This window comes from uncultured Desulfosarcina sp., assembly GCF_963664155.2.
Taxonomy (GTDB): domain Bacteria; phylum Desulfobacterota; class Desulfobacteria; order Desulfobacterales; family Desulfosarcinaceae; genus Desulfosarcina.
This window is the reverse complement of sequence record NZ_CAXXXH010000001.1, coordinates 3,068,243-3,092,785: the sequence shown is the minus strand read 5'-3', so window position 1 is coordinate 3,092,785 and position 24,543 is coordinate 3,068,243. Positions and strand designations below refer to the sequence as shown.

Below are 24,543 nucleotides of genomic sequence, written 5' to 3'. Positions count from 1 at the left end.
ACAAAAAATTATTTCTCAGAAGCGAACCGACAGGCTTCATCAAGACGGATTTCAACGTACCGGATAAGTTCTTCATCCCATTCTTCGATATCAAAACATACAGCATCCTCGCCGAGCAGACCTTCGGGAACAAAGTCGCCCCTTTCTTCGGGGTCTGTTATCATTTCACCGTAAAAACATACGGAAAGCCATCGTGGAGTATCTTCGATGACATCAACCATGACGAAAAGTCCTCTTTTTTCCTGAGCGGCTGTAACAGCCCGGAGAGAATATGTGAGGCCGGGCCGGGGGATGAATTCAAGTGTGACACCTTCTTTTTTACCAAGGTATTCCCTGAAATGCAGAAACACCTTTCTGTTTTTTTCCGATGTTTCTTTCCACTCTTCAATAAATGCATTAAGCTCCGAATCTGTTTCTTTTCCCATGTTCGACACCTTATCTTATTTATTTTATGAGGTAATAGAGGGGCCCTTCACTTTTTAACTTTTTGATAAATTCCCATAGGCTGGTTTGCTTATATCGTTTATCAACGCTTTCCTGTTCATTTATGCCCCTGTTATTTGGTTCAAAAAAATATCAACTTATTGTTTTTCGTGTTTTGGCCGGTAACCGCCGGGGTACCCGGCAATTCTAACGTGATAACGGGCACGGCGTGACTGGTTAAAGGGGCACAATTGCCCTGAGCCACTATCAAGCTTGATTAATCGACTTTCACTTGCTACGACTTATCCATTCATTCCGCTCTGAAACCCAAACTGAGCGTTTCCAATTTTTTCAGATAGAATAACTGATACAAGGTATTGATCCCGTTAATGATTTAAAATCTTATTCCTTTCCATATGTCAACGACTAATAACCGGAAACGACTGGATGAGGTGCGGGATGTCATACGATTGCTGCACTATTCCATCCATACGGAACGGACACACTGCGAATGGATCCGCAAGTTCGTGCATTTCCATAAATTGAACCCTTCCCGCGGCGAGCCGCGGAGAATCTTCCCGTGCTGATGCAAACAACCCCGCCTACTGCAATCATAAAGGGCTGCACAACCAGCCTGATCGTTGCATCCCTGGTAATGTTGCAGGTCGGTTGCACGGCTGCGCCGCAAAAATTCCAACTTCAAGCCAACATGTCCCAATTGGCTATCGTCGCAGTGGATCAGGCCCCAAAAATCCAGTTCGAAGGGTTTAGCGGCAGCAAGGGCCAAGGCGCGATGGACACGATAGGCATGATTTTTGGTGAATCCCTTCAGGGCGGCGAATTAGGGGTCCTGTTGCTGCCAATCACCCTCCCTTTTGGTGCCGCTATCGGCGCGGCATTGGCACCGAGTGCGGACACGGTAAATCATGCTGAGGAAGCGTGGTCAAAGGATTTTGAAAATCGGCCCCTGATGTATTGTCTGCCTGATCTGGTGATGGCTGCCGCGAAGCACGATGGCACCACATGGCAGCCCGTTTCAACCAATCTCAACGCACATGCGGGCCAACCGCCCGATTACACCTTGCTTGCGGATGCAGGCGTGGAGAATGTGCTTGAATTGGCGATTACCCGGATCAGCGCCGAGGGAGATTCGCTGGATGCACCGCTTGCCCTGAAAATGCTCGCGCATGCGCGGCTGCTGCGCACAGTGGATAATGCGGAACTATTTTCAACCGATGCCGAATATAAAGGAGACAGGCATACGCGTTCAGAATGGGCGGCAAACAAGAGCAAACTGCTTTTGGATGCCTTGTCCGAGGGGTGTGGGGCATTGGGTCGACACATTTATGAGAATGTGTTTGTATTGTACCCATTCCCTGATCAGCAATGGCATTCCTGCTTCCCACGGGGCACCCTTGGCCTTGCGCCCGTTGACCCGCCACTGGGCTTTTCCTTGGGGAAGGTAAAAAATTTACGCCCCACGCTGCGCTGGCAAAGATTTCCACGAGACAGCGACATCAAGGTTTCACCGAAGGATATGGGCCGGGTGAAAAAGGTAAGCTATGATCTCTTCGTCGCCGAGCGACATGGAAATGATCTCGAAATAATCTACCAGCGTCAACGAATACCCAATCCCGAACACACCCTTGACATATCACTGCGATCCAAAACGGATTACCTATGGTCGGTGCGGGCACGGTTTGAATTCGATGGCCGCGAACGGGTGACGGAATGGAGCGGATTGGCGCTGGGCATGTTTCCGAAATTTGACAGGCGCTTGATACCCCCTCTGGGTAATACCTACCGTTTCGAGACACCCTGACAAGGGGGTGGCATTTAATTTTCTAATCGGTTTCGACCGGTTCCATTGGGAAACGGCATCCGGCAGGGTCGTCGAAAACATATGCGGCCGCGAATACCGCAAGGCATCCGCGGCCAGAAGGTTAACTGAATTTGTTTATTCCACGCTGCGCGCATCCAGACCCAATGCCTTGCGCTTGCCTTCGATGGTCCGGCGTAGGAAGACGGCCGCTTTCTCCGGATCGGGCTCCACGGCAAAGGTGGCGCCAACCACGTCCTTGAGACCGGAGGTAAGCAGGCTGACCACGTTCATGCTGCCGGTAATGGGCGGCATGGGGCCCAGATGGGTGGTGACGCCCGAAGCGACGAAGTAGGTGCCGATGGTTACCGCTTTTTCCGAATACCACTCCGGTGCCGAACCGGCCACGGGCAGGTCGGCGATGTCCACACCCAAGGCATCGGCCAGGGCCGACACCAGCACCAGGATGCGCACGTTGTCCACGCAGCTTCCCATATGCAGTACCGGCGGGATGCCCAGCGCAGTGCAAATCTCTTTGAGTCCCGGGCCGGCCATATCGGCTGCCGCCGGCACCTTGAAGCCGGCCTTGGCGGTGGCCACGGCCACACAACCGGTATCCACCACCAGGATGTCGTTTTCGATGAGCCGCCGGGTCAGGGTTACATGGCCGTAGTCGTGTTTGATCTTGGGGTTGTTGCATCCCACGATGCCCACGGCCCCGCGAATCTTACCCGCCTTGATGGCATCGATGAGCGGCTCCGGCGTACCGCCCAGAGCGCCCAGGATGGTCTCCACGGAGAAACCGCCCACAGCTGCCTGGGGCGCCACCGGAAGATATACCTTGCCCCGGTTGACAAAGTTCTCAACCGCCGAACGAACCAATTCCACGGCCTTTTTCTCGGCATTGTGCGGGTGAAATTCGTGGTGCTCCATGTGGGGGAATTTGGCCTTGTCGCTGGTGCTGATCATGCGGGTGTGGTAACTGCCGGCCACCTTGCCCAACGAGGGCATGATGCACTGGTAGTCCACGATCATCATTTCCACGGCGCCGGTGGAAAGTATCAATTCGCTCATCAGGTGGTTTCCCGCCATGGCGATGCCCCGGCGCATGAGCAATTCGTTGCCCGTGCAGCAGACCCCCACCAGGTTGATGCCGGAGGCGCCCCTGGCTTTGGCCAGATCCAATAATTCCTTAGACTGGCATGCCTTTGAAACCATTTCCGATACCACCGGGTTGTGCCCGTGAACCACGACGTTGACCTGGTCCTCCATCAATACGCCGGAATTAACCGTGGTGGGTCGTGGGGTCGGCACACCGAAAAGGATATCGGACACTTCGGTGGCGATCATGGAACCGCCCCAGCCGTCGGACAGCGCATTGCGCAGGGCCTGAAGCAACAAGCTCTGCCAGTTATTGTCCACCCCCATGTGGGTGCGATGCATCATTTCCGAGGTTTCGCGGTCAATCCCCCGGGGGGTCAGGCCGAACTTCTCCCATATCTCCCGCCGCTTTTTGGGTGCACGGCCCACCATTTTCACCGCCTTTTGGCGCATGCCGTAGTCTTCCATCATAGCCTGGGCCAATTCTCCGGCGATGGTCAACGACGCTTTATCTTCAATAGCTACACCATACTCTTTTGCCAGACGATTAAGCTTGGCTTCGTCGCGGATCTTGTAGCCGATGGCAGAACCGTCGGCCACACCGGCCAGCACCTCCACCAGATCCCGCCCGTGATCGGAATGGGCGGATGCGCCGGCAGCAACCATGCGGCACAGGTTGCGGGCCACGATGATGTCGGCATCGGCCCCGCAGACTCCGGTCTGCGGCCCTTCGCCGAACGGATCTACCCGACACGGCCCCATGATGCAGATCCGACAGGAAAGCCCCATATCGCAGAAACCGCACTGTGGCTGCTGGGCATCGTGCCGCTCCCACACCGTTTCGATATTGTCCAACCGGGCCTTGGCATAAAGCAGGTCTCCATCCTGGGTGACTGATAAACTGGGTTTGGAATCAAACATGTTTTCCTCCTTGCGGTGGCTTCAGCTGCCGCCGAGCTGCAGCTCAGATTGTTTGATGGACTTGAGCAGGGTCAGACCGGCAGGAATGGCCGGCCGGTCGACGTCCGTAGACATGCTGCGGGCCACATCCCTGGTTTTTCGCCGCATGGCGGCATCCATCTCCTCGTAGGTCAGCGCACCGGCCTTGCAAACCTCCACACAGGCGGGGATCTGGCCCTTGGCCACCCGGGCGCTGCAGTTGTCGCACTTCACGGCGATGGCGTGCCCGGCCGGACCCAGCGGGTCTTCATGGAAGCGAATGACCCCGTAGGGGCATGCCATGGCACAGGAGGCGCAGTTGATACAGCGGTCCGGGTTGATCATCACGGTGCCCGCGCTGTCACGTCGATAAATAGCGCCGGCCAGGCAGGCCATCTGGCAGGGAGCCGGGTCGCAGTGGCGGCAGCGGTTGGGAAAGCCTTCGTTGAAGCGGCCGGCCCCCACGTGGATCCTCGATTTGGGCTGCGGGGTCTCCTGCACCGCGGCAAAGAGCGTCAGGCTGCGCGAGTGGGCCGTCGCGCATGCCAGCATGCACTGCATGCAGCCCACGCATCGTTCAGGGTGAACAACGACTTGTTTCATGGTTCCTCCTTTTTTTAGAAAAGCAGCCTCCCGAAATTGAAACCGGGAGCAATCAATGCCTCGGGCGGCAGGCGGATGGGGATTCGGTTCTCGATCAACGACCGCAGCACACCCCCCTGTTCGATGCGGTTGATCATCACCGCCCCCACCAGCAGGTCATCCTTGAGCACCAGGCGCCGGTAGTATTTCCGGGCGGCACCGCCGGTCTGCACAACCCGGTATCCCGCATCTTCCCGCGGGTCGGCGATGCCCACGGTGAACACATCCAGATCGAAGACGCGCATGACATTGCGACTCAGGCTGCCGGGATAGGCCACCGGCCGACCGGCCATGTTCAGGCCGGCCACGCGCCCCTGACCGGCCGCTTCCGGCCACAGGGCATTGACCCATCGGCAGCCCCTGGCGATGTCCACCATTTCTGCCACGTCACCGGCGGCATATATGCCCGGCACACGGGTCTGCAGGTGTTCGTCTACCACCACGCCCAGATCCACCTCGATTTGCCCTTTGGGGATAAACGTCCGGCACGGAAGCACCCCTTTGCCGATGATCACCATGTCGCAGGGCAAACGGGTACCGGCATCGGTGACGGCCGCCTGAATCGACCCGCTGCCCTCGAAGCCACGGACAGTGACGCCGACCTGGACCGTCAGGCCGTGGCGGATCAGTTCGTCCAGAATCATGCGCCCGGCGGTCTCGTCCACCTGCATGGACAGGGGATACCCCGAGGTGATCAGCATGGTGACCGCAAGGCCCCGCTTGAGCAGGCCGTAAGCGGCTTTGAACCCCACCAGGCCGCCGCCGAGGACGACCGCCCGGCGGGCGCCGTCCAGCGCGGCCACCTGTTGTTTCGCATGCTCCTGGGTGCGCATGTAAAAGATGTTTTTAAGCTCCAGCCCCTCGGCCTTCAGCGGCCGTGGGTCGGCACCGGCGGCGATCAGCAGGCGGTCGAAATCGATGCGGGTGTCGTCGGCCAGCAGGACCTGCCGGCTGTCCACATCGATGCTGCCGGCCCGTCGGCCGAGCAGCGGGGTAATCTTCTGCTCCTCGTAGAAATGCGCGGAGCGGATGGGAAGCTTGCCATGGGGCTGGGAGCCGGCCAACACATAGCTGATCATGGGGCGGCTGTAAGGTGGGAAGGTTTCGTCGCCGATGATGGTAATGTCGGCCGTCGCATCCAGCAGGCGAATGGCCTCGGCCGCACATACGCCGGCAATACCGTTTCCGATGATCACGTGTTTCATATAACGCCTCCCGGTTGACGCCCCCGGATCGATGGGGCCGGAAAGGTTGACGGGTTGCTATTTCCCATTATGGGTACCTGCGAATGACAACGGGAAAACGCATGCAAAACGCCATAAAATTGCCCCCTATTCAGTTCCCAGGGGTAACCATTGAAGAAAAAAAGATGGAAGAATGATATGAAAGGAACAGCTGTTAAAAACTTTATCGGGTAGAAGGCACCATCGTCAAGAAATAAATCGAGTTGATATAATGACGTTCTGCGGTGTCATGATTGCCCGGTTTTTTTTGGGTTGAACGACGTCCACGAATCGTGATGACGGGGGATAACCGATAACGACCAGTGCTTCCCGATGCCTGGAAATTCTCCCTATAAAGCCAAAATATCGTTTTTATCCGATTCTTTACACAGCCTGTTTGTTGTCTTACCATTGCCACATACCTCATCTGTTATCATCCATCCCATTGTTACAGGAGACGATCATGAGCGGACAAATTTTCTATCGGGAACGGCAAAAGGTCAAAGACGGTTCCAAAACACCGCGATTTAGGATTGCGGCGGTGGCCGGCGTGGATCTTAAGGTCTATGCGGACCATTTTCGCTTGGGTGAGCTTAAACAGCTTGCCGACGCCACCGGTGCGGACTTGGTGGAACTGAAGGGCGGTGGCGGCAAGAACAAACCGGACAAGGCATAAAGGAGAAACCATGTCACTGGTCAGGGATAAGGACGGCAAACGCCTGCATGTAAAAAGCCGACTCATGGGCGAGAGCCTGGTGAGCAGGGAATTTATCGACAACCTGGACATCGCTCCCCAGGAACGGCTTTATCCGGATGTGGCGGTGTTGAAAATAGGCGGCCAGTCCATCTGCGACCGGGGAGTCAAGGCGCTGCCCGCCATCTTGAAGGAGATCGTCGCCATCCGCAGGCAGTACAAGATGGTGCTCACCACCGGCGGCGGCACCCGCAGCCGTCATATCTACACCATTGGCCTGGAGATGGGCATGCCCACGGGCATCATCGCCAAATTCGGCAGCATGATTTCCGAGCAGAATGCCCTCATGGTGGCCACCCTGCTCTCCCCCTGGGGCGGCATCAAGATGGCCCACTCGGACATCGTCAAGCTCCCGACTTATTTTGCCGAAGGCATCATCCCGGTAATGCACGGCATGCCGCCGTACGACTATTTTGCCATCAAACCCAAAACCGGCCGCATTCCCATCCATCGCACCGATGTGGGCCTGATCATTCTGGCCGACCTCATCGGCTCCAGAACCATTATTTTCATCAAGGATGAAGACGGGCTTTTCACGGCTGATCCCAAAAAACATCCCGATGCGGAGTTTATACCCGAAATCGGCGCCCGGGATTTAATGGAACGGGATATGGATGACCTGGTGATCGAGCGGCCATGCCTGGAAATTATCCAGAACAGCGAGGTGATCGATCGGGTTCAAATCGTCAACGGCATGGTTCCCGGCAACATCACCCGGGCCATGAACGGCGAACATGTGGGCACGGTCATTTACCGGCAGTAGCGTATTTATTTACGTGGGCCGGCTATCGGCCTTTCCCGAAAAGGATAGTTCTTCAGACGGATATCGCCTCGTTTATGGGGTTTTGGCATGATTTTTTCGCTGTCGACCCACTCCGCCCAAGCGAAGTTTTCCATCTTCTGGACCTGATAGCTCTCCTCCAGCGGGCGAGAAAGAATATCGTTAATGTGCCGGTACTGAAAGTAGCGCATAAGGTCCACCTGATACGGATCCGGATGTTCACCGGCCTTTTTGACCACTTTTTTCAACTCCAGAACCTCCTGCATATCCACCACCGGTTTCCAGGCAATTTTCTCCGGAAGCACCACCGGTTCACCGGGAATGTTGTCGATGCCGTGTTTCCAGGTTGCCATGACCGCCATGTCCGTGTCCTCCCGATAGAGAATTATGGCGTGGCCGTATTTCTTCTCTTTGAAGTATGCCAGATTGCCATATTGGATCCTTGCCCCCGTGAGAAAGGCCACACCATCGGACCAGCAGGGGGAATTTCCGGTGATGCCCCATAAAACACTGCGATCGATAATGCCGTCGGGAAAGAGCACAGCGAAGGCCACCTTGCAGCAGCAGGCCACATGGCTCAACCCCTCGCAGTCATGCCCGTGGAACTTGACCATGTCTTTGAGGGTAACCGCGTAGGTATAGGGATAGTAGCGCCCCTGGGTACCCCGAGTGGCCAGAATCTCAAACACCGGCGCATAGGGTTGTGCAACCATGGGAGCAAACCAAGTTGGGACTTGATCGGGTGGGGTGACACCCGTCTCGATGAAAATATCCTGTCCCTGGTGGTAGGTCGGCTCTCCGGCAAAAGCGATAGTGGTCAAGCAGACCATGAGCAGCAATAAAACTGATGCCGTACACTTCATGGGGTTCCTCCGGTTACATGAAAAGAAAAAATAGTGATATGGGACGATAACAGCCGATGAATGACAGCATAAGTTACAATATTCTGCTAAATCAATTAGATTCATGCAAAATTGCCAAAGCCGACCATTAGTGACCAAAAATTACCATCTGTTGTCATAAGGCTGTTCAATTCTGACACCGGGAGACCCTTTTTTCACCCGTTGCGCACGACGGTCGCGGCTTGTTGTGATAATCGTTTTCATATGCTACATTTCAATCGAATGCAGGTGTCTCCTCCCTCTTTCTATCCATTAAGAGGTAACCCATGCACGAAAATTCAGAGGTTCAACCGAACCACACCCCTATGCCCTTGTGTTATTCCAGCGAGGAGGCCCGTACGGTGCTGGACTCGCTTTCCGCACATATTGCCATCATGGATAATCATGGCGTGATCCTGGACACCAACCATGCCTGGCGAGACTTTGCGGTGAAAAGCGGCATGCCTGAAGACTACGACTCCATCGGAGACAACTATCTCGCCATCTGCGATGCAGCCGATGGAGAAAATGGCGCCGATGCCCGGACGGTGGCCGACGGTATCCGCGAGGTAATCGCTGGCCGGGTGGACGAGTTTATCTACGATTATCCCTGCCACAGCGCCGACGGCCCCCACTGGTACTACATGCGCGCCATAAGAATGTCCGGGGAAGGGCCGCTGCGGGTGGTGGTCAGCCATGAAGAGATCACGGCCCTGAAACTCTCCGAGGAGGCCCTGCGCAAAAGCGAGGCACAGCTGACGCAGCAGAAGATCGAGCTGGAAGAATCGAACATCGCTCTGAAAGTGCTGCTGAAGCAGCGCGAGGGAGACAAATCCGAACTGGAACAGAAAGTCATCACCAACGTCAAAGAGATGGTGCTTCCCTACCTGGAAAAGCTCAAACGGGTCAACCTGAAACCCAAAGACAAGACCGTGGTCGACATCATCGATTCCCACCTGCGCGACATCATCTCGCCGATGATGCAGAAGCTGGCCAATGCCAGCATCATCCTCACCCCCCAGGAGATCCAGGTGGCGTCCCTGGTCAAGGACGGCAAGGCCAGCAAGGAGATTGCCGACATTTTGAACGTTTCGGAAACCACGGTCCATTTTCACCGCAAAAACCTGCGCAGGAAATTTGGTTTGAGCAACAGTCAGACCAATCTGAGAAGTTACCTGATTTCCATCTCTTGAAAAAAACACCACTGGCAGGTATTGCCTCCCACTCACCTGCTAACCGATTCACATGGCTCCCGGCCGGACTGGTGGTTATAATCCTCTCTATGAGCACCGGCTCGGACATTAACCGTCGTGGAGGGAGACATGGACGTCATCGATTTAAACAGTGTGGCCGATATCGTTTTTCAGCTTAAGTGGGACAGCAAACACGCCGCTCACAATGAGTGCTATGCGGCACGGGGGGTAAATTTGTGGCGGGACTGGCTTCCGGACACTGTTCGACAGTCGCTGATCGGCAAGCGGCCCTTTGAGCAGGCGGCTGTGGGCTTTTCTCCAGGGGAGCTTTTCGGAAACGATGGCGGTCAGCTTACCATCGACCGCAGGCAATTTTCCAGAGATCCAAAGGCGGGCCGGTTTTATCCCAAGGGCTGCCTGAGCGACCTTCCCGGCGTGTTTCCCCAGAACATGCAGCCATTTCGCTGTGTGGGAGTTAACAACGGCCACATGGTGGTAAATATCGCCCACCCCTTATCAGATCATCCCCTTTCTCTTTCGATGACGGTGGGACAGGTCTCCGCCAAAGAGAGCGAGCGTGGCGGCAGCAGCGTGGACTGGGTGGGCCTGCTCACTGAAGGTCCCGGCATGCAGGCCCGTTGGCAGGGAAAACCTACTGATTTTTTCAGTGACATGCCCTTTGCCCGGCGAGACGAACAGCCCGACAACCGCTTCTACGGCAACCCCCGTCTGGTACATCACCTCGATGAAACTGCCCGGTACATGGTGGCCGACCTGTACAAGCGCTTCGTCAAGGACGGTATGAAGGTGCTGGACCTCATGAGCAGCTGGGTTTCTCACCTTCCCGAGGGGGTCGAGCCGGCGGGAGTCAGCGGCCTGGGCATGAACCGTACCGAACTGGAACAGAATCCAAGATTGACCGATGTTCATGTCCACGACCTGAATGTTTCCCCGGTGCTGCCCTACGATAACGAATCATTCGATATTGCCATCTGCAGTGTTTCTGTGGAATACTTGACCCGGCCTTTCGAGGTATTCGCCGATGTGGGTCGTGTACTCAAACCCGGCGGAACCTTTGTGGTCACTTTTACCAACCGCTGGTTTCCCCCCAAGGTCGTTCGCATCTGGGAGCAGATTCACGAATTCGAACGGGTGGGCCTGGTCATGGAGTATTTTCTGAAAAGTGGTTCCTTCGACAATCTGGGCACCTATTCCATGCGCGGACTGCCCCGTCCGCGGAAAGATAAATACGCCGGAGATCTGGCCCTGTCGGACCCGGTCTATGCGGTATGGGGAACAAAAACAGCAAGGAGATATCAATGAACCTGAAAACCTATTTTGAAGAGACCAGGGGTATGGGAGTGCTGTCGACTGCAGATGGCGAAGGCCGGGTCAATGCTGCCGTGTATGCACGCCCCCATGTGATGGAGGACGGATCGATGGCGTTTATCATGCGCGACCGCCTTTCCCACAGCAATCTTCAGTCCAATCCCCACGCGGCCTACCTGTTCAGAGAAGACGGTCCCGGGTTTAAAGGTGTTCGCCTGCACCTAACCAAAACCCACGAAGAGAGCGGCACGCCGCTGGTCAAAGAGCTCTGCCGCCGATGCCGGATAAACGACAAGCCGGATGCGGTTCGTTATCTGGTGGTTTTTAAAACGGTCAAGGAACTCCCGCTGATCGGTGCCGGTGAGTCGCCCGAATAAGGTGATGTTCTTTTTTACGTTCCGTCGCCCCGGGTGAAGTTCGATCGGATGAGACGGAACACCCATAACCCAAGGTTTTGCAATGACATCTGCAATAAAGATCGGAGTCAGTACCTGCCTGCTGGGAGAAAAGGTTCGTTATGACGGCGGTCACAAACACAGCCGCTACATTACCCAGACGCTGGGGTTGTTTTTCGAGTTTGTTCCCGTCTGCCCGGAGACTGAGTGCGGTCTGGGAATCCCCCGAGAAGCCATGCGCCTGGAGGGTGATGTCGATCATCCGCGGCTGGTGACCCATAAGACCCGCACCGATCACACCGATCGAATGCTATCCTGGGCCGCCGGCCGGCTGGATGCCCTGGAGAAGGATAACCTGTGCGGTTTCATTTTCAAAAAGGATTCGCCCAGCAGCGGCCTTCACCGCGTCAAGGTCTACAATGACAATGGACAGGCCGTGAAAAGTGGCAGGGGCTTGTTTGCCGCCGCTTTCACCGCACGGTTTCCGCGCATTCCGGTTGAGGAGGAGGGCCGTCTCCAGGATCCGGTGTTAAGAGAAAATTTCATCGAGCAGGTGTTCGCCTTAAAGCGCTGGCGGGAGGCTTTGGAGAAGAAAAAGTCCGTGGGAAATCTGGTAGCTTTTCACACCCGCGAGAAACTGCTGTTCATGGCCCACAGTCCTAAGCATTACCGCGAGATGGGGCGGCTGGTGGCCGAAGGAAAGAAAATTAAGCCGTCAGACCTTTACGACCAGTATGAAGGCCTGCTGATTGAAGCGCTGGCTCTTCGGGCAACGGCAGCCAAACACACCAACGTTCTTACGCACGTCATGGGGTACTTTAAAAAGCAGCTTTCCGGCGATGAAAAACAGGAGCTATTAGAATTGATCGGAAATTACCGAAGCGGATACCTGCCCCTGATCGTTCCCGTCACCCTGCTGAACCATTTCGTGCGCAAATACCGCCAACCCTACCTGTCTGATCAGACCTACCTGAATCCCCACCCGCTGGATCTTCAGCTGCGTAATCATGTTTGAGCGAGTGTCGAAAAGCACCCGGTGGGCCCCAAAAAAAGGTTTCCGGCCGCTGGCGTGGTGGTAGTGTTTTCCTGCTACTATACCCTGACTCCTTTCACATTGTTCTATTGACAACCGGTCTTATTTTTTGAGCGTGGTAAGCGAATCAGTCATTTAACCGTCATTCGAGGTGTATCATGGATAATAAAAATAAACAGCAAGAACAGAGCTATATTGAAAGTGAAAAAGAGAGAGAGCGGGGGCACGTAGATACCCGCAAGCAGAACTTCGAGTGTGCAAAACCTGATAAAAATCTGGGTTGTGATCCGGGAATCGATGTCGCCGGGTAGATTTATCCTATGTTGAAGTTGAATCAGGCAGAGCCTCAGCGAGGCTCTGCCTTTTTTCTCGATTGGAAGAGGGAGGCACAGGATGACCAAACAGAAAATTGCCTTGGTGACCGGCGGCAACAAAGGTCTTGGACGGGAAACCTGCCGGCAGTTGGCCCGTTGGGGGATAACCGTGCTGATGGGGGCAAGGGACATGAAAAAGGGGGGGCAGGCCGCCGACGGCCTGAAGTCCGAAGACCTGGCGGTCGAGCCGGTTCAACTGGACGTAACCCGGGCTGACCATATCGCCCAGGTGAAGGCCCTCATCGAAAATCGCTTCGGCCGATTGGACATCCTGGTGAACAATGCGGGCATAATTCATCCGGATGAACCGATGTTTGCCAACAGCGCGGAGCATGTCTCCCTTCAAGCCCTGAGGGAAACTTTCGAGGTCAATTTTTTCGGCCAGGTGGCGCTGACCCAGGCGCTTTTACCGCTGATCCGAAAAAGTCCGGCCGGCCGCATCGTCAACGTCTCCAGCATCCTGGGGTCGCTGACCCTCCACAGCGACGAATCTTCCGCGGCAACCCAGGTAAAACCCCTGGCCTATGATGCCTCCAAGACGGCGCTGAACCAATTTACGGTGCATCTGGCCGCATCGCTGAAACAGACGCCCATCAAGGTCAACGCCGCACATCCCGGCTGGGTGAAAACGGATCTGGGCTCCCAGCGGGCACCCATGGAAGTGGAGGACGGCGCAAAAACCGCCGTTCGCCTGGCGATCATCGGCCCGGATGGCCCCACAGGCAAATTTTTTCACCTCGATGAAGAGATACCCTGGTAAGGGCGGTACCTGACTGCAGGACGATTGAATCAACTCCAGTTGTCGATCGGCTTATCGGGCATGCAACCGTTATCCTCAAAGACGCCAATCGGTTTTCCTCCCTTGAAAATTTGCAGTTGACCTTATATTGAAAATATTCTATTTGATAATTATTATCCTTTAGGTCTTATTCCTGTAATCGTCGCCAAGCCTTCGGTTGGCCCTGGGGACGGCCTTTTGCCGGTCAGCCACACCCGAAAGGGATCTGCAGGTCGTCCACGATCCCTTTACATGGCCGGCAGTTATGGATCCAGCTGTTTGAATCAAGGTCAATCGTGTTTTGGGGCATTATCAATCTTGATGGATTCGTAAAAAGTATCAAGATGTGTCCTTACCGCGCAGGCGGGAATCTATAAGTATTTGATAACACTGGACCCCCGCCTACGCGGGGATGACAATAAAGAGGGTATTTCGACTTTTTACGAATCCATCAATCTTTAACTTTTCAGATCGACCACAGAGAGGCGGATATATGGATTCTCTTTATTTAAACGATAACAAATTTCTTTAGACATCCAAACCGATTAGTTAAGCCGACAGATATGCCTTGAGGATGCAATGCGGATCTGGTAGAAGGAACCTGCATGCTGATCGATGGGAAGCCCGTCAATTGGCTGAAGCTGCCGCATCAACATTGAATCCTTCTTTCCAATCCTGCTGAAGCGCCTCCGCAATGGCAGAGAACCCTGTGACGGTAATTTATCCGGTTTTGCCGCTACCGGGCCCCATCATGTCTGCCGGACATAATCAACATGGGTTATCTGACCCGGACCTTATCTCAAGAAACACGCTATAAAGGAGGAATTTATGAGTGATGAAAAGAAATGCCCGGTAACGGGAAAAACTGACAGACACGTTGTGGGCGGCAGGGCGAATCGCGAATGGTGGCCGAACCAGTTGAGTCTGGATATTCTGCGCCAGCATTCCTCCAAGTCCAATCCGATGGGCGAGGGGTTTAACTATGCTGAAGAATTCAAGAGCCTGGACCTTAACGCCGTGAAAAAGGATTTACACGATCTGATGACCGATTCGCAGGACTGGTGGCCGGCGGATTACGGTCACTACGGTCCTTTTTTCATTCGGATGGCATGGCACAGTGCCGGCACCTACCGCACCGGCGACGGTCGCGGCGGTGCAGGGACCGGCAACCAACGCTTTGCGCCCGTCAACAGTTGGCCTGACAACGTAAACCTCGATAAGGCGCGCCGTCTGCTATGGCCGATCAAGCAGAAGTATGGCCGGAAAATCTCCTGGGCCGACCTGATGATTCTCACAGGCAATGTCGCCCTGGAATCGATGGGATTCAAGACCTTCGGTTTCGCCGGCGGACGTGAGGATATTTGGGAGCCGGAGAAAGACATCTATTGGGGAGCGGAGGATACCTGGCTTGGCGACAAGCGGTATTCCGGGGAGCGGGAGTTGGAAGATCCACTGGCCGCCGTTCAGATGGGTCTGATTTACGTAAACCCGGAAGGGCCGAACGGCAACCCGGATCCGATTGCCTCCGGCAAGGATGTTCGAGAGACGTTTGCACGGATGGCAATGAACGACTACGAGACAGTCGCGCTCACCGTTGGCGGACACACCTTTGGCAAATGCCACGGCGCCGGCCCCGCGTCCCATGTGGGACCCGAGCCCGAGGCTGCCGGCATCGAAGAGCAGGGCCTCGGCTGGAAGAGCAGTTATGGCAGCGGCAAAGGCGGCGATCAGATCGGCAGCGGTTTGGAAGGCGCATGGAACCCGACCCCGACGAGGTGGGACAACAACTATCTGAACATGCTGTTCGGCAACGAGTGGGTACTGACAAAAAGCCCGGCGGGCGCAAAGCAATGGACGCCGAAGGAGGCGACTAAGAAAAATCTTGCTCCAGCCGCTCACGATTCATCGAAGCGGGTTCCGATCATGATGACCACCGCCGACATGGCGATGCGGATGGACCCGATCTACGAACCGATTGCGCGGCACTTTCATAAACACCCGGAAGAGTTGGCAGACGCGTTCGCCCGCGCGTGGTTCAAACTGACCCATCGCGACATGGGTCCCCGCTCACGCTATCTCGGCCCGGAAGTACCTGATGAAGAACTGATTTGGCAGGATCCGATCCCTGCAGTCGATCATGAACTGATCAATGAGAGTGATATCAAGGCACTGAAGGGCAAAATCCTTGCTTCCGGTCTGTCTATCTCCGAGCTGGTTTCAACCGCCTGGGCCTCGGCTTCGACCTTCCGCGGTTCCGACATGCGCGGCGGCGCGAACGGTGCCCGCATTCGTCTGGCGCCCCAGAAGGATTGGGAAGTCAACCAGCCGGATCAATTGGCGAAAGTGTTAAAAACACTGGAGAGCATCCAAAGCGGGTTCGGCAAGACGGTTTCCATGGCTGACCTGATCGTGTTGGCAGGATGTGCGGGTGTTGAGCAAGCGGCGAAGAATGCCGGTCATGAGGTGACGGTTCCCTTCACGCCGGGACGAATGGACGCCTCGCAGGAGCAAACCGATGTTATGTCCTTTTCCGCCCTGGAGCCGGAAGCAGATGGTTTCCGCAACTACCTTAAGACCAAATACACCGTATCGGCTGAGGAAATGCTGGTCGACAAGGCACAATTGCTGACGCTGACCCCGCCTGAAATGACGGTTCTCGTTGGCGGTATGCGTGTCTTGAATGCCAATTTCGGGCAGTCTCATCACGGTATCTTCACCAAGCGGCCCGAAACGCTCACCAATGATTTTTTTGTGAACCTGCTCGACATGCGCACAAAGTGGAAGCCGAGTTCTGAAGACAAAGACCTGTTTGAAGGCAGCGATCGCGTAACGGGTGAACCCAAGTGGACCGGCACCCGTGTCGACCTCATCTTCGGCTCAAACTCCGAACTTCGCGCCCTGGCCGAAGTCTACGGAAGTGCAGACGCACAGGAGAAGTTTGTCCATGACTTCGTGGCGGCGTGGAACAAGGTAATGAACCTTGACCGCTTCGACCTCGCCTGATCGCAGCAGAAGGGGCTGAGGATAAACAAGCATCAGGTCGAAAGGCCCCTTTTCCCTGACTTTAAGGAGGATCATCAATGCCAGAAAAAAAATTCAAGCAGGTGTGTAAATGTAAAAACTGCGGGAACGAGGCCGAAATGGTCATTACCTGTTCCCTGGAGGAAGAGAAAACAGCCAAAGCGACGCCTCGCGTCGTGGCCAAAAGTGAAGGCAAAACCGAAGGGCATGCCGTCTGCAGCCATTGCGGCGGCGAGGCGGATATCTGGCTGGATGTTTGACGGCGGCGCGACCGCAACAAAACGTTTCAGGTTATCGAACCATTCCAATCGGTTTTTTTTAGAAAGGGCTGCCTGCCAAAACGGGCAGCCCTTTCACTTACTTGAATCCCCGATCCATAGTCCGTCCCGCCTTTACCATGTGGACCATCCGACCGCCATTCAATCCATCGCCTAGCGCTGAAGGGCCCTCTGGTTTGCCGCACGGCATCTGCAATCATGGCACTCAACGCCGCTGATGGATGTACCATTCGATGGGATCCAGAATGTCGTAGCCCATATTGCGCAGTTTCTGCTTCAGGTTGACCACGTTCTTGGCCAACAGATAAGGGAAAACGGCTCGCTTGCCGGGGCTCCAGTTTCTGTAGACGAGGATGGAGCCGAAGGAGATGTTCTCTGAAACCAGGGCGTGGATGATATGCTCTATCTCTTCGTTTTTCTCATCGACCACGATGCCCAGCAGGGCGCCCGGCTTTTTGATGCCCATCACATGGATAAACGCATTCAACAGATCCCGGTCTGAAACGATGCCCACCACCTTGAGATTCTCATCCACCACCGGGAAGGCGCCCACCCTCGTTTTTTCGATCAGCAGAAGCGCATCCTGAATGGTTGAGGACAAAGAGACGGAAACGGGATCCTTGGTCATGATTTCCTGAACCAGGACACCGGTGAGCCTGTCGGTTTCCGTCTCCTCGATCCCGTGGTCGTTAAAGAACTTCGACGGCATGGCGCTGCGGACATCACGGTCGCTGACGATGCCGATGAGGGTGCGGTCCGGTCGCGTCACCGGAAGGTGGCGGATCCGATAGCGGATCATCAGTTGTTTCGCCTCGGCGATGTCCGAGTCACTGCCCAGGGTGATTACATCTTTCGTCATGAATTTACTGATAAACATGGGGCACCTCCCTTATCGTTAACTGGATCAAACGGAATGGTGACATGGTAGACACCGTCTTCCATGTCCGTTAAAACCGGCAGGCCGCCCTTATGAAAAACCTTCATCATGGCGGCATTAGAAGCAAGGACGTCAGCCCAGAAGCCCTTGATGCCCCTCTCCCTGGCCAGCCTGACGAGAAGTTTGAAAAGATAGGTGGAAATGCCCAGGCTCTGATAGGCCTCGTCCACGACAAAGGCAATTTCGGCCTGCCGACCGTCCGGATTCACGAGGTATCGGGCTTCGGCGACGATAATCCCCAGCCCGGGTTTGCCGGCGACACCGACAATGGACATCACATCGCTCCAGTCCACGTTGACGTAGGTCTGCATCCGGGTATGCGGCATGGCCTTGAGAGACGAAAAATAGCGATAGTAGACCGATTCGTCGGAAAACCGGTAAAAAAGCCGCCGCATCTCTTCTTCGTCCGAAGGCCTGATGGGACGGAACCGGATCTCCACACCACCCTTGAACTGGTGGCATTCATTGATCTGTGATGGAAAATAACGAATGCTTTCCGCCAGGTAGATCTGATCCCGATAGAGGATGGCTTCTCTCTTGGCGGCGGCGATCAAGCCGACGCGGTCATCGGGATGGGCGATTTCAATCAAGGCCTGTGCCCGTTCCCGGAGCGTGAGTCCCTTGAGGCTGGCCACGCCGAATTCAGTCACCACATAATCCACGGCCTCTCTGAAATCGACCCGGTTTTTCAACCCCTCGATGGATGTGGTGATGTTGGCCATACCCTGACGGCTGCGGCTGGGCAGCCCGAATACTGTGTACCCCCCTTCCGAAATCTGGGCGCCGTTCAGAAAGGCGAGCACCTCGGCCGGTCCGGAGGCCACATTGCCAAGGCCCGTATGCAGGGCGATTCTTCCGGTGATGTCCGCACTCCTGGCGGAAATGATGGCCACAAAACGAGGATTCCGGCCGATGCTCAGCGGGTCGAAAACCTTGTCCACCGGCTGAAATTCAACCGCCGGGTTCTGGTCCAGCCATTGAAACAGTTCCGCTGTACCGCAGGCATAGGAAGTGATCGATTTTCTTCTGAACAGCTCTTTGTAGCGGTTGGTGACCGCACCGCTTTTCACTAGATCCATCAATGCGTCACTAAAAAACGGGGAGTGGACGCCCAGATGCCGTTTGCCGGTCAGTGCGCGACCGAGAGATTCAAACAACGGCCCCATGGAGAAAGCAATGCAGCTTTGATCTTCGATCAGCGGTTCGATGTTGGCGGCGATCAGATCGTAAACCGGCTCGTCAGGCCACCTTTCAAAATACACCGGCGGCTCGTCCGATTGCACCAGCATGTCGAAAGCGGAAATCTGAACAAAGGTGTCACCCAATGTTCGCGGCACCCGGGTGTTTATCTCTCCCACCACGAGGTTGGCCTGTTCCATGGCCAGCCGGGCGACGTCCACGGAGACACCCAGGCTGCAGTAACCATCCTTGTCCGGCGGCGTGATCTGCACAAAAACAATGTCCACCCGGACCTTGCGCTTTTCCAGGAGTTCGGAGATCCGTGACAGGTAGCAGGGGATCAGGTCCACATGTCCGGCGGTGATCGATTCGTCGGCCACCCAACCGGAGAAAAAGGTCTTCAATCGGAATTTCTGACTCTGGAGGTTTTTCAGCGATATGGCATCGGCAAAGCTGACAATCTGGATCAATTCGAGATCCTGGAGCTTGGCGCTGTGGGCCTTCATCAGGTGCTTCACCAGCGTGCGGGGTTCCGCCGCCCCGGTGGAAAGAAAGACGCTCATGCCGGGGCGTATCCATTCGAAAACGGCGTCCGCGGGGACCAGCATTTCTCTCCATCCCATGGGTCACCCCCATTGCGTCATCGAAATAATGAAAGCCTCATGTTCACGTGAATCACCTTTTTCGTTCGTATGCGGGAACCCTGCGCTCGAAAATAGAGGAAGCAGGTCATTCAGGCGACTGGCAAACAGTGGACCGTATGGATAAAAAACCGAAATTCAGCTCGCTCACTAACCCCGCCGCCAGCGGCGGGAAATACACTCGCTGTCGCGGTTCAAAAAATGGACGGGAATCGCCTTACGTCTCACGCGGCAGAAATAAAAATCGGGGAGCCATCAACGTGTCAGATGCTTGTGAAAAGAATAGCACAGGCCGTTGTTACGTCAAGGAGATTGTATGGATAGGGTTAAACGATTTAACGAATCAACCAAGGCGGCTTTCCGGATATTGTTGAGTTTCATTGAATGCGGTATACTTTTTGGCAGGTTAATGGAAGCCCTACCTTCTTTTGAACGAAATGGCACCACCACGGGGAGTCTGTCAGGAAAACCGCGTGCAATCCACTGGAAAATGCCCTATGATGGGCTTAACTTAAATTATGCGCGGCGGCGTGAAACAGTGCATCGGCCGGCAGCCGGGCATGGCGGAGAAAAAAACGGTGGGTTTGCCGCCGAAGGACCGGTGAACGCCCCAAAAGCGTTAATCCTCGGATTTGTGAACTCCCCGGTATAAGCGCAAAGTCACTGCACAAGGACACAAACCAAAGAGAGGCTTCTGATGGAAGGTCACATTAAATGGTACGATGAAAAAAAACGTTTCGGATTTGTCACTACCCAGGAAAACGAAGATATTTTCCTGCATGTGTCAGGCATCAAAGAGTTCGGCCATTTCGGCCTGCAGCGCGATGACCGGGTGGAATTCGAAATCAGGGAAACGGCCAAAGGGAAACAGGCTGTCAATCTAAGACCCGCCAAATAGGGTTTGCTCCAGATTGAAAGGGCACCCCATTCTCCGGGGTGCCCTCTTTTTTTTCTCACCGCAACCGATGCCGGCTGTTTCCCGATCCCTCACAAAATTTCATAAAGGCTGGCTTGCCAGATGATGCTATCGGTTGGCCTTGCGATACCCCAGCTGGTCCAGGGCGATGATCCACTTGCAGATGTTGGCCGATCCCTCCACCATGTAATACGTCGGCGTGTCCCGGTAAAACCGCGCCACCGGGTACTCGGTCGAGTAGCCGTACGCCCCCAGGATGCGCATGGCATAGTTGGAGGCCTTGTTCACCGTCTCCCCGGCAAAGTACTTGGCCATGGCCACGTCCAGGCCGTTGTTCAACCGACCCTGGTCCTTGGCCCAGGCCGCCTTGTATACCAACAGCCGCGACGCCTCGATCTCCGTGGCCATCTGGGCGATCATGTCCTGGTTCATCTGGTACTGCCCGATCGGCTTGCCGAACTGCTTGCGATCGTTGCAGTACTTGACGACCACGTCCAGGCACGCCTGGGCCACCCCCACGGCGCCGGCTGCCGCACTCAGCCGCGTCTGGTTCAACGACCCGAAAACGATCTTCGCCCCGTCGCCCGGCTTGCCCAGAATGTTTTCCTTGGGGACCTTCGTGTTGTCCAGAAACACTTCCCCGGTGGGCGACGAAAACGACCCCATCTTGTCCAGACGCGTGGTCTTGATGCCGTTGTAATGCTTCGGCTCGATCACAAAGGCCGACAGCCCACGGGATCCGGCTTCCGGATCGGTGTAGGCATAGTAGATCAGCACGTCGGCCACGTCCGCGTTGGAAATCCAGGTCTTGGAACCGTTGATCAGCCAGTGATCCCCCTTGTCCACCGCCGTGGAGGTCATGGCCATGACGTCCGAACCCGCGTCCGGCTCGGTGATGCCAAACCCCCCGATCAAGTCGGCCGTGCACAACCCCGGAATGTACTTTTTCTTCAGCGCTTCCGTGCCGTAAGTGAAAATGGTGAAGGCGCAGCCCAGCACCTGCATGTTCACCTGCACCCGCAACGAACTGGCCGCCCGCGCGATCTCCTCGGTCACAATCATCGCCGCCAGCCAGCCCATGTCCTCCCCCTCGTACTCCTCGGGTATCACCGTGCCGAAAAATCCCAGCTGACCCATGGGCTTGATGGCCTCCTCGTAGGGAAAGTAGTGATCCTTGTCCCACTGATCCGCGTTGGGGGCAATCCGCTTGCCGGCAAACTCACGCACCGCTTTGCGCAGCATCTCCAGTTCCTTGGTCAACTGAAAATCCATGGGGGCTCCTTTTCTATTTCGCTTGTTGATTTTATTTAGTGTCCATCCAGAAACGAGGATTTTTGGTCGAGATCAAGGCATGCGAAAAATTTTACCGCAGGCATATAGCTGATATTCCGAGGATAAAATTTTGAGCATAACGCAGATATCGAGTAAAAAGACCGTTTCTGGATAGACACTATTTATTCGCTGACATGGTCGACCAATACCATGGCCGCCTCCAGAATGGCTTTTTTAAACCGTATGGCCAGCGCTGCCTTGAACATCTCCATTGAGATTACCCGGTTTTTTTTGGCCAGCAGGGCCAGGCTGGCTAACGCCCAGTCCTGTGATTTGATCTTCTGCGCCTTGAAATCCACTTCCTGCACCGTGGCCGCGCTTTCCGGTAGGGTGACCCCGGCAGCCTTGATGATCAGGGTGTCGCTGTCCAGCCGGGCCAACATTTTTTTCCGCCGCCCCACCCCCTCGTCGGCCAGTGCTACAACGACCTTGGGCCGCTCGATACCGGTATAGTCCACCGGCTGAGGGGACAGCACCATCTCGCTGACGGAATGGCCGCGCAGGACCGTTATGGGGTAATCATTTTTCAAGGTGGCATACCAGCCGCCGGTCATGCCCGCCAGGCAGAAAATCTCTCCGGCGGTGACGATGCGCTGCCCGGCACTGCCCAATATGAGGACTTCCTGGCGGCCGCTGGCCGGCGGCTGGAACTGCGCCTCAATGTTGGCCGGCCTGGGCGGTGTGGGCAATTGGGCGGCCACTTCCCGGTAGGCGCTGCCGTATTCCCTGCGCTGGTTATCCATCACCGGGCCCCGGAAAGGGGGAAGCCCGGCCAGGTCAGCCTCAATACTCTTGGGAGTGATTTTATTGCGCTTGGTGTATCGACCGGGGCACATGCCCCACATGTCGATAACGGAAAATCCATCAAAGCGGATGGCGGCGACCATTTGGTCCACCAGGTCCGGCGCATAGGACGAGGTTCGGGTCACAAATGCGGCACCGGCCGCTGCGGTGACCTGGCAGATGTCCACAGGCTTTTCCAGCTGGTTGAGAAAGCCGGACCCCACCACGGCCTCCCGGGGGGTCGTGGAAGAGCACTGCCCGCCGGTCATGCCATAGTTGAAGTTGTTGAGAATCAGCAGGGTCAGGTCGATGTTGCGGCGGCAGGTGGAAAGCACGTGAGCGCCGCCGATGCCCAATCCTCCGTCGCCCATGGTAACGATCACTTTCAGGTCCGGACGGGCCATTTTCAGGCCGGTGGCATAGGTCAGGGCACGGCCGTGCAGGCCGTGGAAAGCATGGGTATTGAAAAAGGTATCGAAAAGTCCCGAGCACCCGATATCGCTGACGATGACCACCTGGCTGCCGTCCAGGCCCATCTGCTCAAAGGCCTTGTCCAGGGTGTGGACGATCCGTTCATGACTGCATCCCGGACAGAAGACCGGGGGGCGGCTGGTATTGATCAGACTGCTCATTTATATCACCTCCCGGATCTGTTCCGGCTTGATCAGATTGCCGTTCATCTGACCGAAAAAGTCCACCGTTTTACCCGGCAGCAGCCGTTGAACCTCCCGCACGTACTGCCCCATGTTCATCTCCACCACCACGACCCGGTCATAGGGGGCGGCCGTATCGACAATCAACCGCTCCGGCACCGGCCACAAGGTCTTGGGGATCAACAGGGAAACCGGTTTGCCGGCCGCCCTGGACGCGGCTACGGCCACCCGGGCGGCACGCGCGGTGACGCCGTATGCCACCACCAGGGTCCTGGCCTGCGGATCCAGATCCTGGTCGAAAAAGGTGAACTCATCCACATGGGCAGTCAGCTTCTTCTCCAACCGATGCTGAAAGGCATCGATCTCCTCAGGGTCCACGGTAATGTAACCGTTGACACCGTGAGTGGAAGAGGTTTGGCGCACCGGGGTTTGATCGCCGATGGGCAAGAAATCGGGAGCGATGTCGTCGCGGGGGGTGGCAAAGGGAAGAAACGGTTTATCCCGGTCCGCCGGTTTGCGGGTGACCGTAACCGGCAGTTCGACGTCATCGAGATCGACACTCTCGCGGGTCATGGCGATCTCTTTATTGGAAGCCAGAAAAACCGGGCAGCGAAATTGTTCGGCCAGGTTGAAGGCGTGAACGGTGAGCCGGTAGCAGTCGGTCACGTCCACCGGCACCAGCACGATCACCGGCAGCCCGGAGCTGGAGCCCCAGCGCATGAACTGGATATCCCCATCCGCCCCTTTGGTGGCGGATCCGGTTGAGGGCCCCAGCCGCTGGACGTTGACGATGACCAGGGGGATCTCGCTGCCGATGGCAAAGGAAATCTGTTCGCTGTACAGGCTGATTCCCGGTCCCGATGTGGCGGTGAGCACCTTGTGGCCCGCCATGGACCCTCCCAGGCAGTAACCGATAGAGGCGATCTCATCCTCACCCTGAAGGCAGACGCCGCCTTCCGGGGGCAGGTATTTGAGCATGGCGTTATAGACCGTGGTAGCCGGGGTAATGGGATAACCGGCAAAAAACCGGCAACCGGCAGCCATTGCGCCCAGCGCCACCGCCTCGTTGCCCTCGATGAAATTCAGTGCCATTTCAATCCTCCGAAAATATAAAATCACAAATCTGATCAAATATAGG

Annotated in this window: 24 protein-coding genes; 14 read left to right on the top strand and 10 right to left on the bottom strand. The window is 55.8% G+C overall.

The features are described from left to right. Positions 1 to 8 precede the first annotated feature (8 nt). Positions 9 to 425, bottom strand: coding sequence for a hypothetical protein (locus tag ACHZBS_RS14135; protein ID WP_319407160.1), 417 nt, complete (start codon positions 423 to 425; stop codon positions 9 to 11). Between the two features lie 414 nt (positions 426 to 839). On the opposite strand from ACHZBS_RS14135, the gene ACHZBS_RS14130 reads away from it, so the two are divergent. Both ACHZBS_RS14130 and ACHZBS_RS14125 read left to right on the top strand, forming a co-directional pair. Then, positions 840 to 1,010, top strand: coding sequence for a phage integrase N-terminal SAM-like domain-containing protein (locus tag ACHZBS_RS14130; RefSeq protein WP_394707991.1), 171 nt, complete (start codon positions 840 to 842; stop codon positions 1,008 to 1,010). Continuing rightward, positions 1,004 to 2,245 carry a hypothetical protein gene (locus ACHZBS_RS14125; RefSeq protein ID WP_319407159.1) on the top strand — a complete coding sequence of 414 codons (1,242 nt, stop codon included), beginning with the start codon at positions 1,004 to 1,006 and terminating at the stop codon, positions 2,243 to 2,245. The genes ACHZBS_RS14130 and ACHZBS_RS14125 overlap by 7 nt, the downstream gene beginning before the upstream one ends. 135 nt (positions 2,246 to 2,380) lie before the next feature. Here ACHZBS_RS14125 and cooS read toward each other — a convergent pair whose 3' ends face one another. From cooS to ACHZBS_RS14110, 3 genes are read right to left on the bottom strand one after another with little or no spacing between them, the layout of a single operon-like run. After that, positions 2,381 to 4,264 (bottom strand): anaerobic carbon-monoxide dehydrogenase catalytic subunit, encoded by a 1,884-nt coding sequence (gene cooS, locus ACHZBS_RS14120; protein WP_319407158.1) that lies wholly within the window; start codon positions 4,262 to 4,264, stop codon positions 2,381 to 2,383. Positions 4,265 to 4,285: 21 nt separating this feature from the next. Continuing rightward, complete coding sequence (locus ACHZBS_RS14115; RefSeq protein ID WP_319407157.1) at positions 4,286 to 4,885, bottom strand: 4Fe-4S dicluster domain-containing protein; 600 nt, start codon at positions 4,883 to 4,885, stop codon at positions 4,286 to 4,288. Positions 4,886 to 4,899: 14 nt separating this feature from the next. Beyond that, entirely contained in the window at positions 4,900 to 6,129 is a 1,230-nt protein-coding gene (locus ACHZBS_RS14110) for an FAD-dependent oxidoreductase (protein WP_319407156.1), read from the bottom strand. 481 nt (positions 6,130 to 6,610) lie between these two features. Here ACHZBS_RS14110 and ACHZBS_RS14105 point away from each other — a divergent pair, with 481 nt between their 5' ends. Next, on the top strand, positions 6,611 to 6,823 hold the full coding sequence (locus ACHZBS_RS14105) for a hypothetical protein (protein WP_319407155.1): 213 nt from the start codon (positions 6,611 to 6,613) through the stop codon (positions 6,821 to 6,823). Positions 6,824 to 6,833: 10 nt separating this feature from the next. Beyond that, the gene (locus tag ACHZBS_RS14100; RefSeq protein WP_319407154.1) at positions 6,834 to 7,664 is read left to right on the top strand and encodes a uridine kinase; all 831 of its coding nucleotides are present in this window, start codon (positions 6,834 to 6,836) and stop codon (positions 7,662 to 7,664) included. 5 nt (positions 7,665 to 7,669) lie between these two features. On the opposite strand, the gene ACHZBS_RS14095 is transcribed toward ACHZBS_RS14100, so the two are convergent. Then, the gene (locus ACHZBS_RS14095; RefSeq protein ID WP_319407153.1) at positions 7,670 to 8,545 is read right to left on the bottom strand and encodes an FmdE family protein; all 876 of its coding nucleotides are present in this window, start codon (positions 8,543 to 8,545) and stop codon (positions 7,670 to 7,672) included. Between the two features lie 305 nt (positions 8,546 to 8,850). Here ACHZBS_RS14095 and ACHZBS_RS14090 point away from each other — a divergent pair, with 305 nt between their 5' ends. The 8 genes from ACHZBS_RS14090 (at position 8,851) to ACHZBS_RS14055 (ending at position 16,946) form a co-directional block, all read left to right on the top strand. Further along, entirely contained in the window at positions 8,851 to 9,756 is a 906-nt protein-coding gene (locus ACHZBS_RS14090; RefSeq protein ID WP_319407152.1) for a LuxR C-terminal-related transcriptional regulator, read from the top strand. A gap of 129 nt (positions 9,757 to 9,885) precedes the next feature. Further along, entirely contained in the window at positions 9,886 to 11,079 is a 1,194-nt protein-coding gene (locus tag ACHZBS_RS14085) for a methyltransferase domain-containing protein (protein ID WP_319407151.1), read from the top strand. Next, the gene (locus tag ACHZBS_RS14080) at positions 11,076 to 11,462 is read left to right on the top strand and encodes a pyridoxamine 5'-phosphate oxidase family protein (RefSeq protein WP_319407150.1); all 387 of its coding nucleotides are present in this window, start codon (positions 11,076 to 11,078) and stop codon (positions 11,460 to 11,462) included. The genes ACHZBS_RS14085 and ACHZBS_RS14080 overlap by 4 nt, the downstream gene beginning before the upstream one ends. A gap of 82 nt (positions 11,463 to 11,544) precedes the next feature. Beyond that, complete coding sequence (locus tag ACHZBS_RS14075) at positions 11,545 to 12,495, top strand: DUF523 and DUF1722 domain-containing protein (RefSeq protein ID WP_319407149.1); 951 nt, start codon at positions 11,545 to 11,547, stop codon at positions 12,493 to 12,495. Positions 12,496 to 12,671: 176 nt separating this feature from the next. Next, entirely contained in the window at positions 12,672 to 12,824 is a 153-nt protein-coding gene (locus ACHZBS_RS14070; RefSeq protein WP_319407148.1) for a hypothetical protein, read from the top strand. 82 nt (positions 12,825 to 12,906) lie between these two features. Next, complete coding sequence (locus tag ACHZBS_RS14065) at positions 12,907 to 13,647, top strand: SDR family oxidoreductase (RefSeq protein WP_319407147.1); 741 nt, start codon at positions 12,907 to 12,909, stop codon at positions 13,645 to 13,647. 846 nt (positions 13,648 to 14,493) lie between these two features. After that, positions 14,494 to 16,668, top strand: coding sequence for a catalase/peroxidase HPI (gene katG / locus ACHZBS_RS14060; protein ID WP_319407146.1), 2,175 nt, complete (start codon positions 14,494 to 14,496; stop codon positions 16,666 to 16,668). Between the two features lie 77 nt (positions 16,669 to 16,745). Then, a complete protein-coding gene (locus ACHZBS_RS14055) occupies positions 16,746 to 16,946 on the top strand; it encodes a hypothetical protein (protein ID WP_319407145.1) in 201 nt (66 codons plus the stop codon). 223 nt (positions 16,947 to 17,169) lie between these two features. Here the strand turns inward: ACHZBS_RS14055 and ACHZBS_RS14050 are convergent, their stop codons facing one another. Together ACHZBS_RS14050 and ACHZBS_RS14045 are read right to left on the bottom strand one after the other, a co-directional pair. Further along, positions 17,170 to 17,841 (bottom strand): CBS domain-containing protein, encoded by a 672-nt coding sequence (locus ACHZBS_RS14050; RefSeq protein ID WP_319407144.1) that lies wholly within the window; start codon positions 17,839 to 17,841, stop codon positions 17,170 to 17,172. Beyond that, on the bottom strand, positions 17,820 to 19,703 hold the full coding sequence (locus tag ACHZBS_RS14045; protein WP_319407143.1) for a GNAT family N-acetyltransferase: 1,884 nt from the start codon (positions 19,701 to 19,703) through the stop codon (positions 17,820 to 17,822). The genes ACHZBS_RS14050 and ACHZBS_RS14045 overlap by 22 nt, the downstream gene beginning before the upstream one ends. A gap of 334 nt (positions 19,704 to 20,037) precedes the next feature. Here ACHZBS_RS14045 and ACHZBS_RS14040 point away from each other — a divergent pair, with 334 nt between their 5' ends. Both ACHZBS_RS14040 and ACHZBS_RS14035 read left to right on the top strand, forming a co-directional pair. Next, entirely contained in the window at positions 20,038 to 20,373 is a 336-nt protein-coding gene (locus tag ACHZBS_RS14040) for a hypothetical protein (RefSeq protein ID WP_319407142.1), read from the top strand. A 45-nt stretch (positions 20,374 to 20,418) separates the two neighbouring features. Then, complete coding sequence (locus ACHZBS_RS14035) at positions 20,419 to 20,619, top strand: cold shock domain-containing protein (RefSeq protein ID WP_319407141.1); 201 nt, start codon at positions 20,419 to 20,421, stop codon at positions 20,617 to 20,619. A gap of 126 nt (positions 20,620 to 20,745) precedes the next feature. Here the strand turns inward: ACHZBS_RS14035 and acd are convergent, their stop codons facing one another. The 3 genes from acd to ACHZBS_RS14020 form a co-directional block, all read right to left on the bottom strand. Beyond that, entirely contained in the window at positions 20,746 to 21,909 is a 1,164-nt protein-coding gene (gene acd / locus ACHZBS_RS14030) for a glutaryl-CoA dehydrogenase Acd (protein ID WP_319407140.1), read from the bottom strand. A 182-nt stretch (positions 21,910 to 22,091) separates the two neighbouring features. After that, positions 22,092 to 23,384 carry a thiamine pyrophosphate-dependent enzyme gene (locus ACHZBS_RS14025; protein ID WP_319407139.1) on the bottom strand — a complete coding sequence of 431 codons (1,293 nt, stop codon included), beginning with the start codon at positions 23,382 to 23,384 and terminating at the stop codon, positions 22,092 to 22,094. Next, on the bottom strand, positions 23,385 to 24,497 hold the full coding sequence (locus ACHZBS_RS14020; RefSeq protein ID WP_319407138.1) for a pyruvate flavodoxin/ferredoxin oxidoreductase: 1,113 nt from the start codon (positions 24,495 to 24,497) through the stop codon (positions 23,385 to 23,387). Positions 24,498 to 24,543 lie beyond the last annotated feature (46 nt).

What these genes read in the sequence shown, in the direction of transcription:
- ACHZBS_RS14135 (WP_319407160.1), bottom strand. Translation starts at nt 425, where the DNA reads ATGGGAAAAGAAACAGATTCGGAGCTTAATGCATTTATTGAAGAGTGG.
- ACHZBS_RS14130 (WP_394707991.1), top strand. Translation starts at nt 840, where the DNA reads ATGTCAACGACTAATAACCGGAAACGACTGGATGAGGTGCGGGATGTC.
- cooS (WP_319407158.1), bottom strand. Translation starts at nt 4,264, where the DNA reads ATGTTTGATTCCAAACCCAGTTTATCAGTCACCCAGGATGGAGACCTG.
- ACHZBS_RS14115 (WP_319407157.1), bottom strand. Translation starts at nt 4,885, where the DNA reads ATGAAACAAGTCGTTGTTCACCCTGAACGATGCGTGGGCTGCATGCAG.
- ACHZBS_RS14110 (WP_319407156.1), bottom strand. Translation starts at nt 6,129, where the DNA reads ATGAAACACGTGATCATCGGAAACGGTATTGCCGGCGTATGTGCGGCC.
- ACHZBS_RS14105 (WP_319407155.1), top strand. Translation starts at nt 6,611, where the DNA reads ATGAGCGGACAAATTTTCTATCGGGAACGGCAAAAGGTCAAAGACGGT.
- ACHZBS_RS14100 (WP_319407154.1), top strand. Translation starts at nt 6,834, where the DNA reads ATGTCACTGGTCAGGGATAAGGACGGCAAACGCCTGCATGTAAAAAGC.
- ACHZBS_RS14095 (WP_319407153.1), bottom strand. Translation starts at nt 8,545, where the DNA reads ATGAAGTGTACGGCATCAGTTTTATTGCTGCTCATGGTCTGCTTGACC.
- ACHZBS_RS14090 (WP_319407152.1), top strand. Translation starts at nt 8,851, where the DNA reads ATGCACGAAAATTCAGAGGTTCAACCGAACCACACCCCTATGCCCTTG.
- ACHZBS_RS14085 (WP_319407151.1), top strand. Translation starts at nt 9,886, where the DNA reads ATGGACGTCATCGATTTAAACAGTGTGGCCGATATCGTTTTTCAGCTT.
- ACHZBS_RS14080 (WP_319407150.1), top strand. Translation starts at nt 11,076, where the DNA reads ATGAACCTGAAAACCTATTTTGAAGAGACCAGGGGTATGGGAGTGCTG.
- ACHZBS_RS14075 (WP_319407149.1), top strand. Translation starts at nt 11,545, where the DNA reads ATGACATCTGCAATAAAGATCGGAGTCAGTACCTGCCTGCTGGGAGAA.
- ACHZBS_RS14070 (WP_319407148.1), top strand. Translation starts at nt 12,672, where the DNA reads ATGGATAATAAAAATAAACAGCAAGAACAGAGCTATATTGAAAGTGAA.
- ACHZBS_RS14065 (WP_319407147.1), top strand. Translation starts at nt 12,907, where the DNA reads ATGACCAAACAGAAAATTGCCTTGGTGACCGGCGGCAACAAAGGTCTT.
- katG (WP_319407146.1), top strand. Translation starts at nt 14,494, where the DNA reads ATGAGTGATGAAAAGAAATGCCCGGTAACGGGAAAAACTGACAGACAC.
- ACHZBS_RS14055 (WP_319407145.1), top strand. Translation starts at nt 16,746, where the DNA reads ATGCCAGAAAAAAAATTCAAGCAGGTGTGTAAATGTAAAAACTGCGGG.
- ACHZBS_RS14050 (WP_319407144.1), bottom strand. Translation starts at nt 17,841, where the DNA reads ATGTTTATCAGTAAATTCATGACGAAAGATGTAATCACCCTGGGCAGT.
- ACHZBS_RS14045 (WP_319407143.1), bottom strand. Translation starts at nt 19,703, where the DNA reads ATGGGATGGAGAGAAATGCTGGTCCCCGCGGACGCCGTTTTCGAATGG.
- ACHZBS_RS14040 (WP_319407142.1), top strand. Translation starts at nt 20,038, where the DNA reads ATGGATAGGGTTAAACGATTTAACGAATCAACCAAGGCGGCTTTCCGG.
- ACHZBS_RS14035 (WP_319407141.1), top strand. Translation starts at nt 20,419, where the DNA reads ATGGAAGGTCACATTAAATGGTACGATGAAAAAAAACGTTTCGGATTT.
- acd (WP_319407140.1), bottom strand. Translation starts at nt 21,909, where the DNA reads ATGGATTTTCAGTTGACCAAGGAACTGGAGATGCTGCGCAAAGCGGTG.
- ACHZBS_RS14025 (WP_319407139.1), bottom strand. Translation starts at nt 23,384, where the DNA reads ATGAGCAGTCTGATCAATACCAGCCGCCCCCCGGTCTTCTGTCCGGGA.
- ACHZBS_RS14020 (WP_319407138.1), bottom strand. Translation starts at nt 24,497, where the DNA reads ATGGCACTGAATTTCATCGAGGGCAACGAGGCGGTGGCGCTGGGCGCA.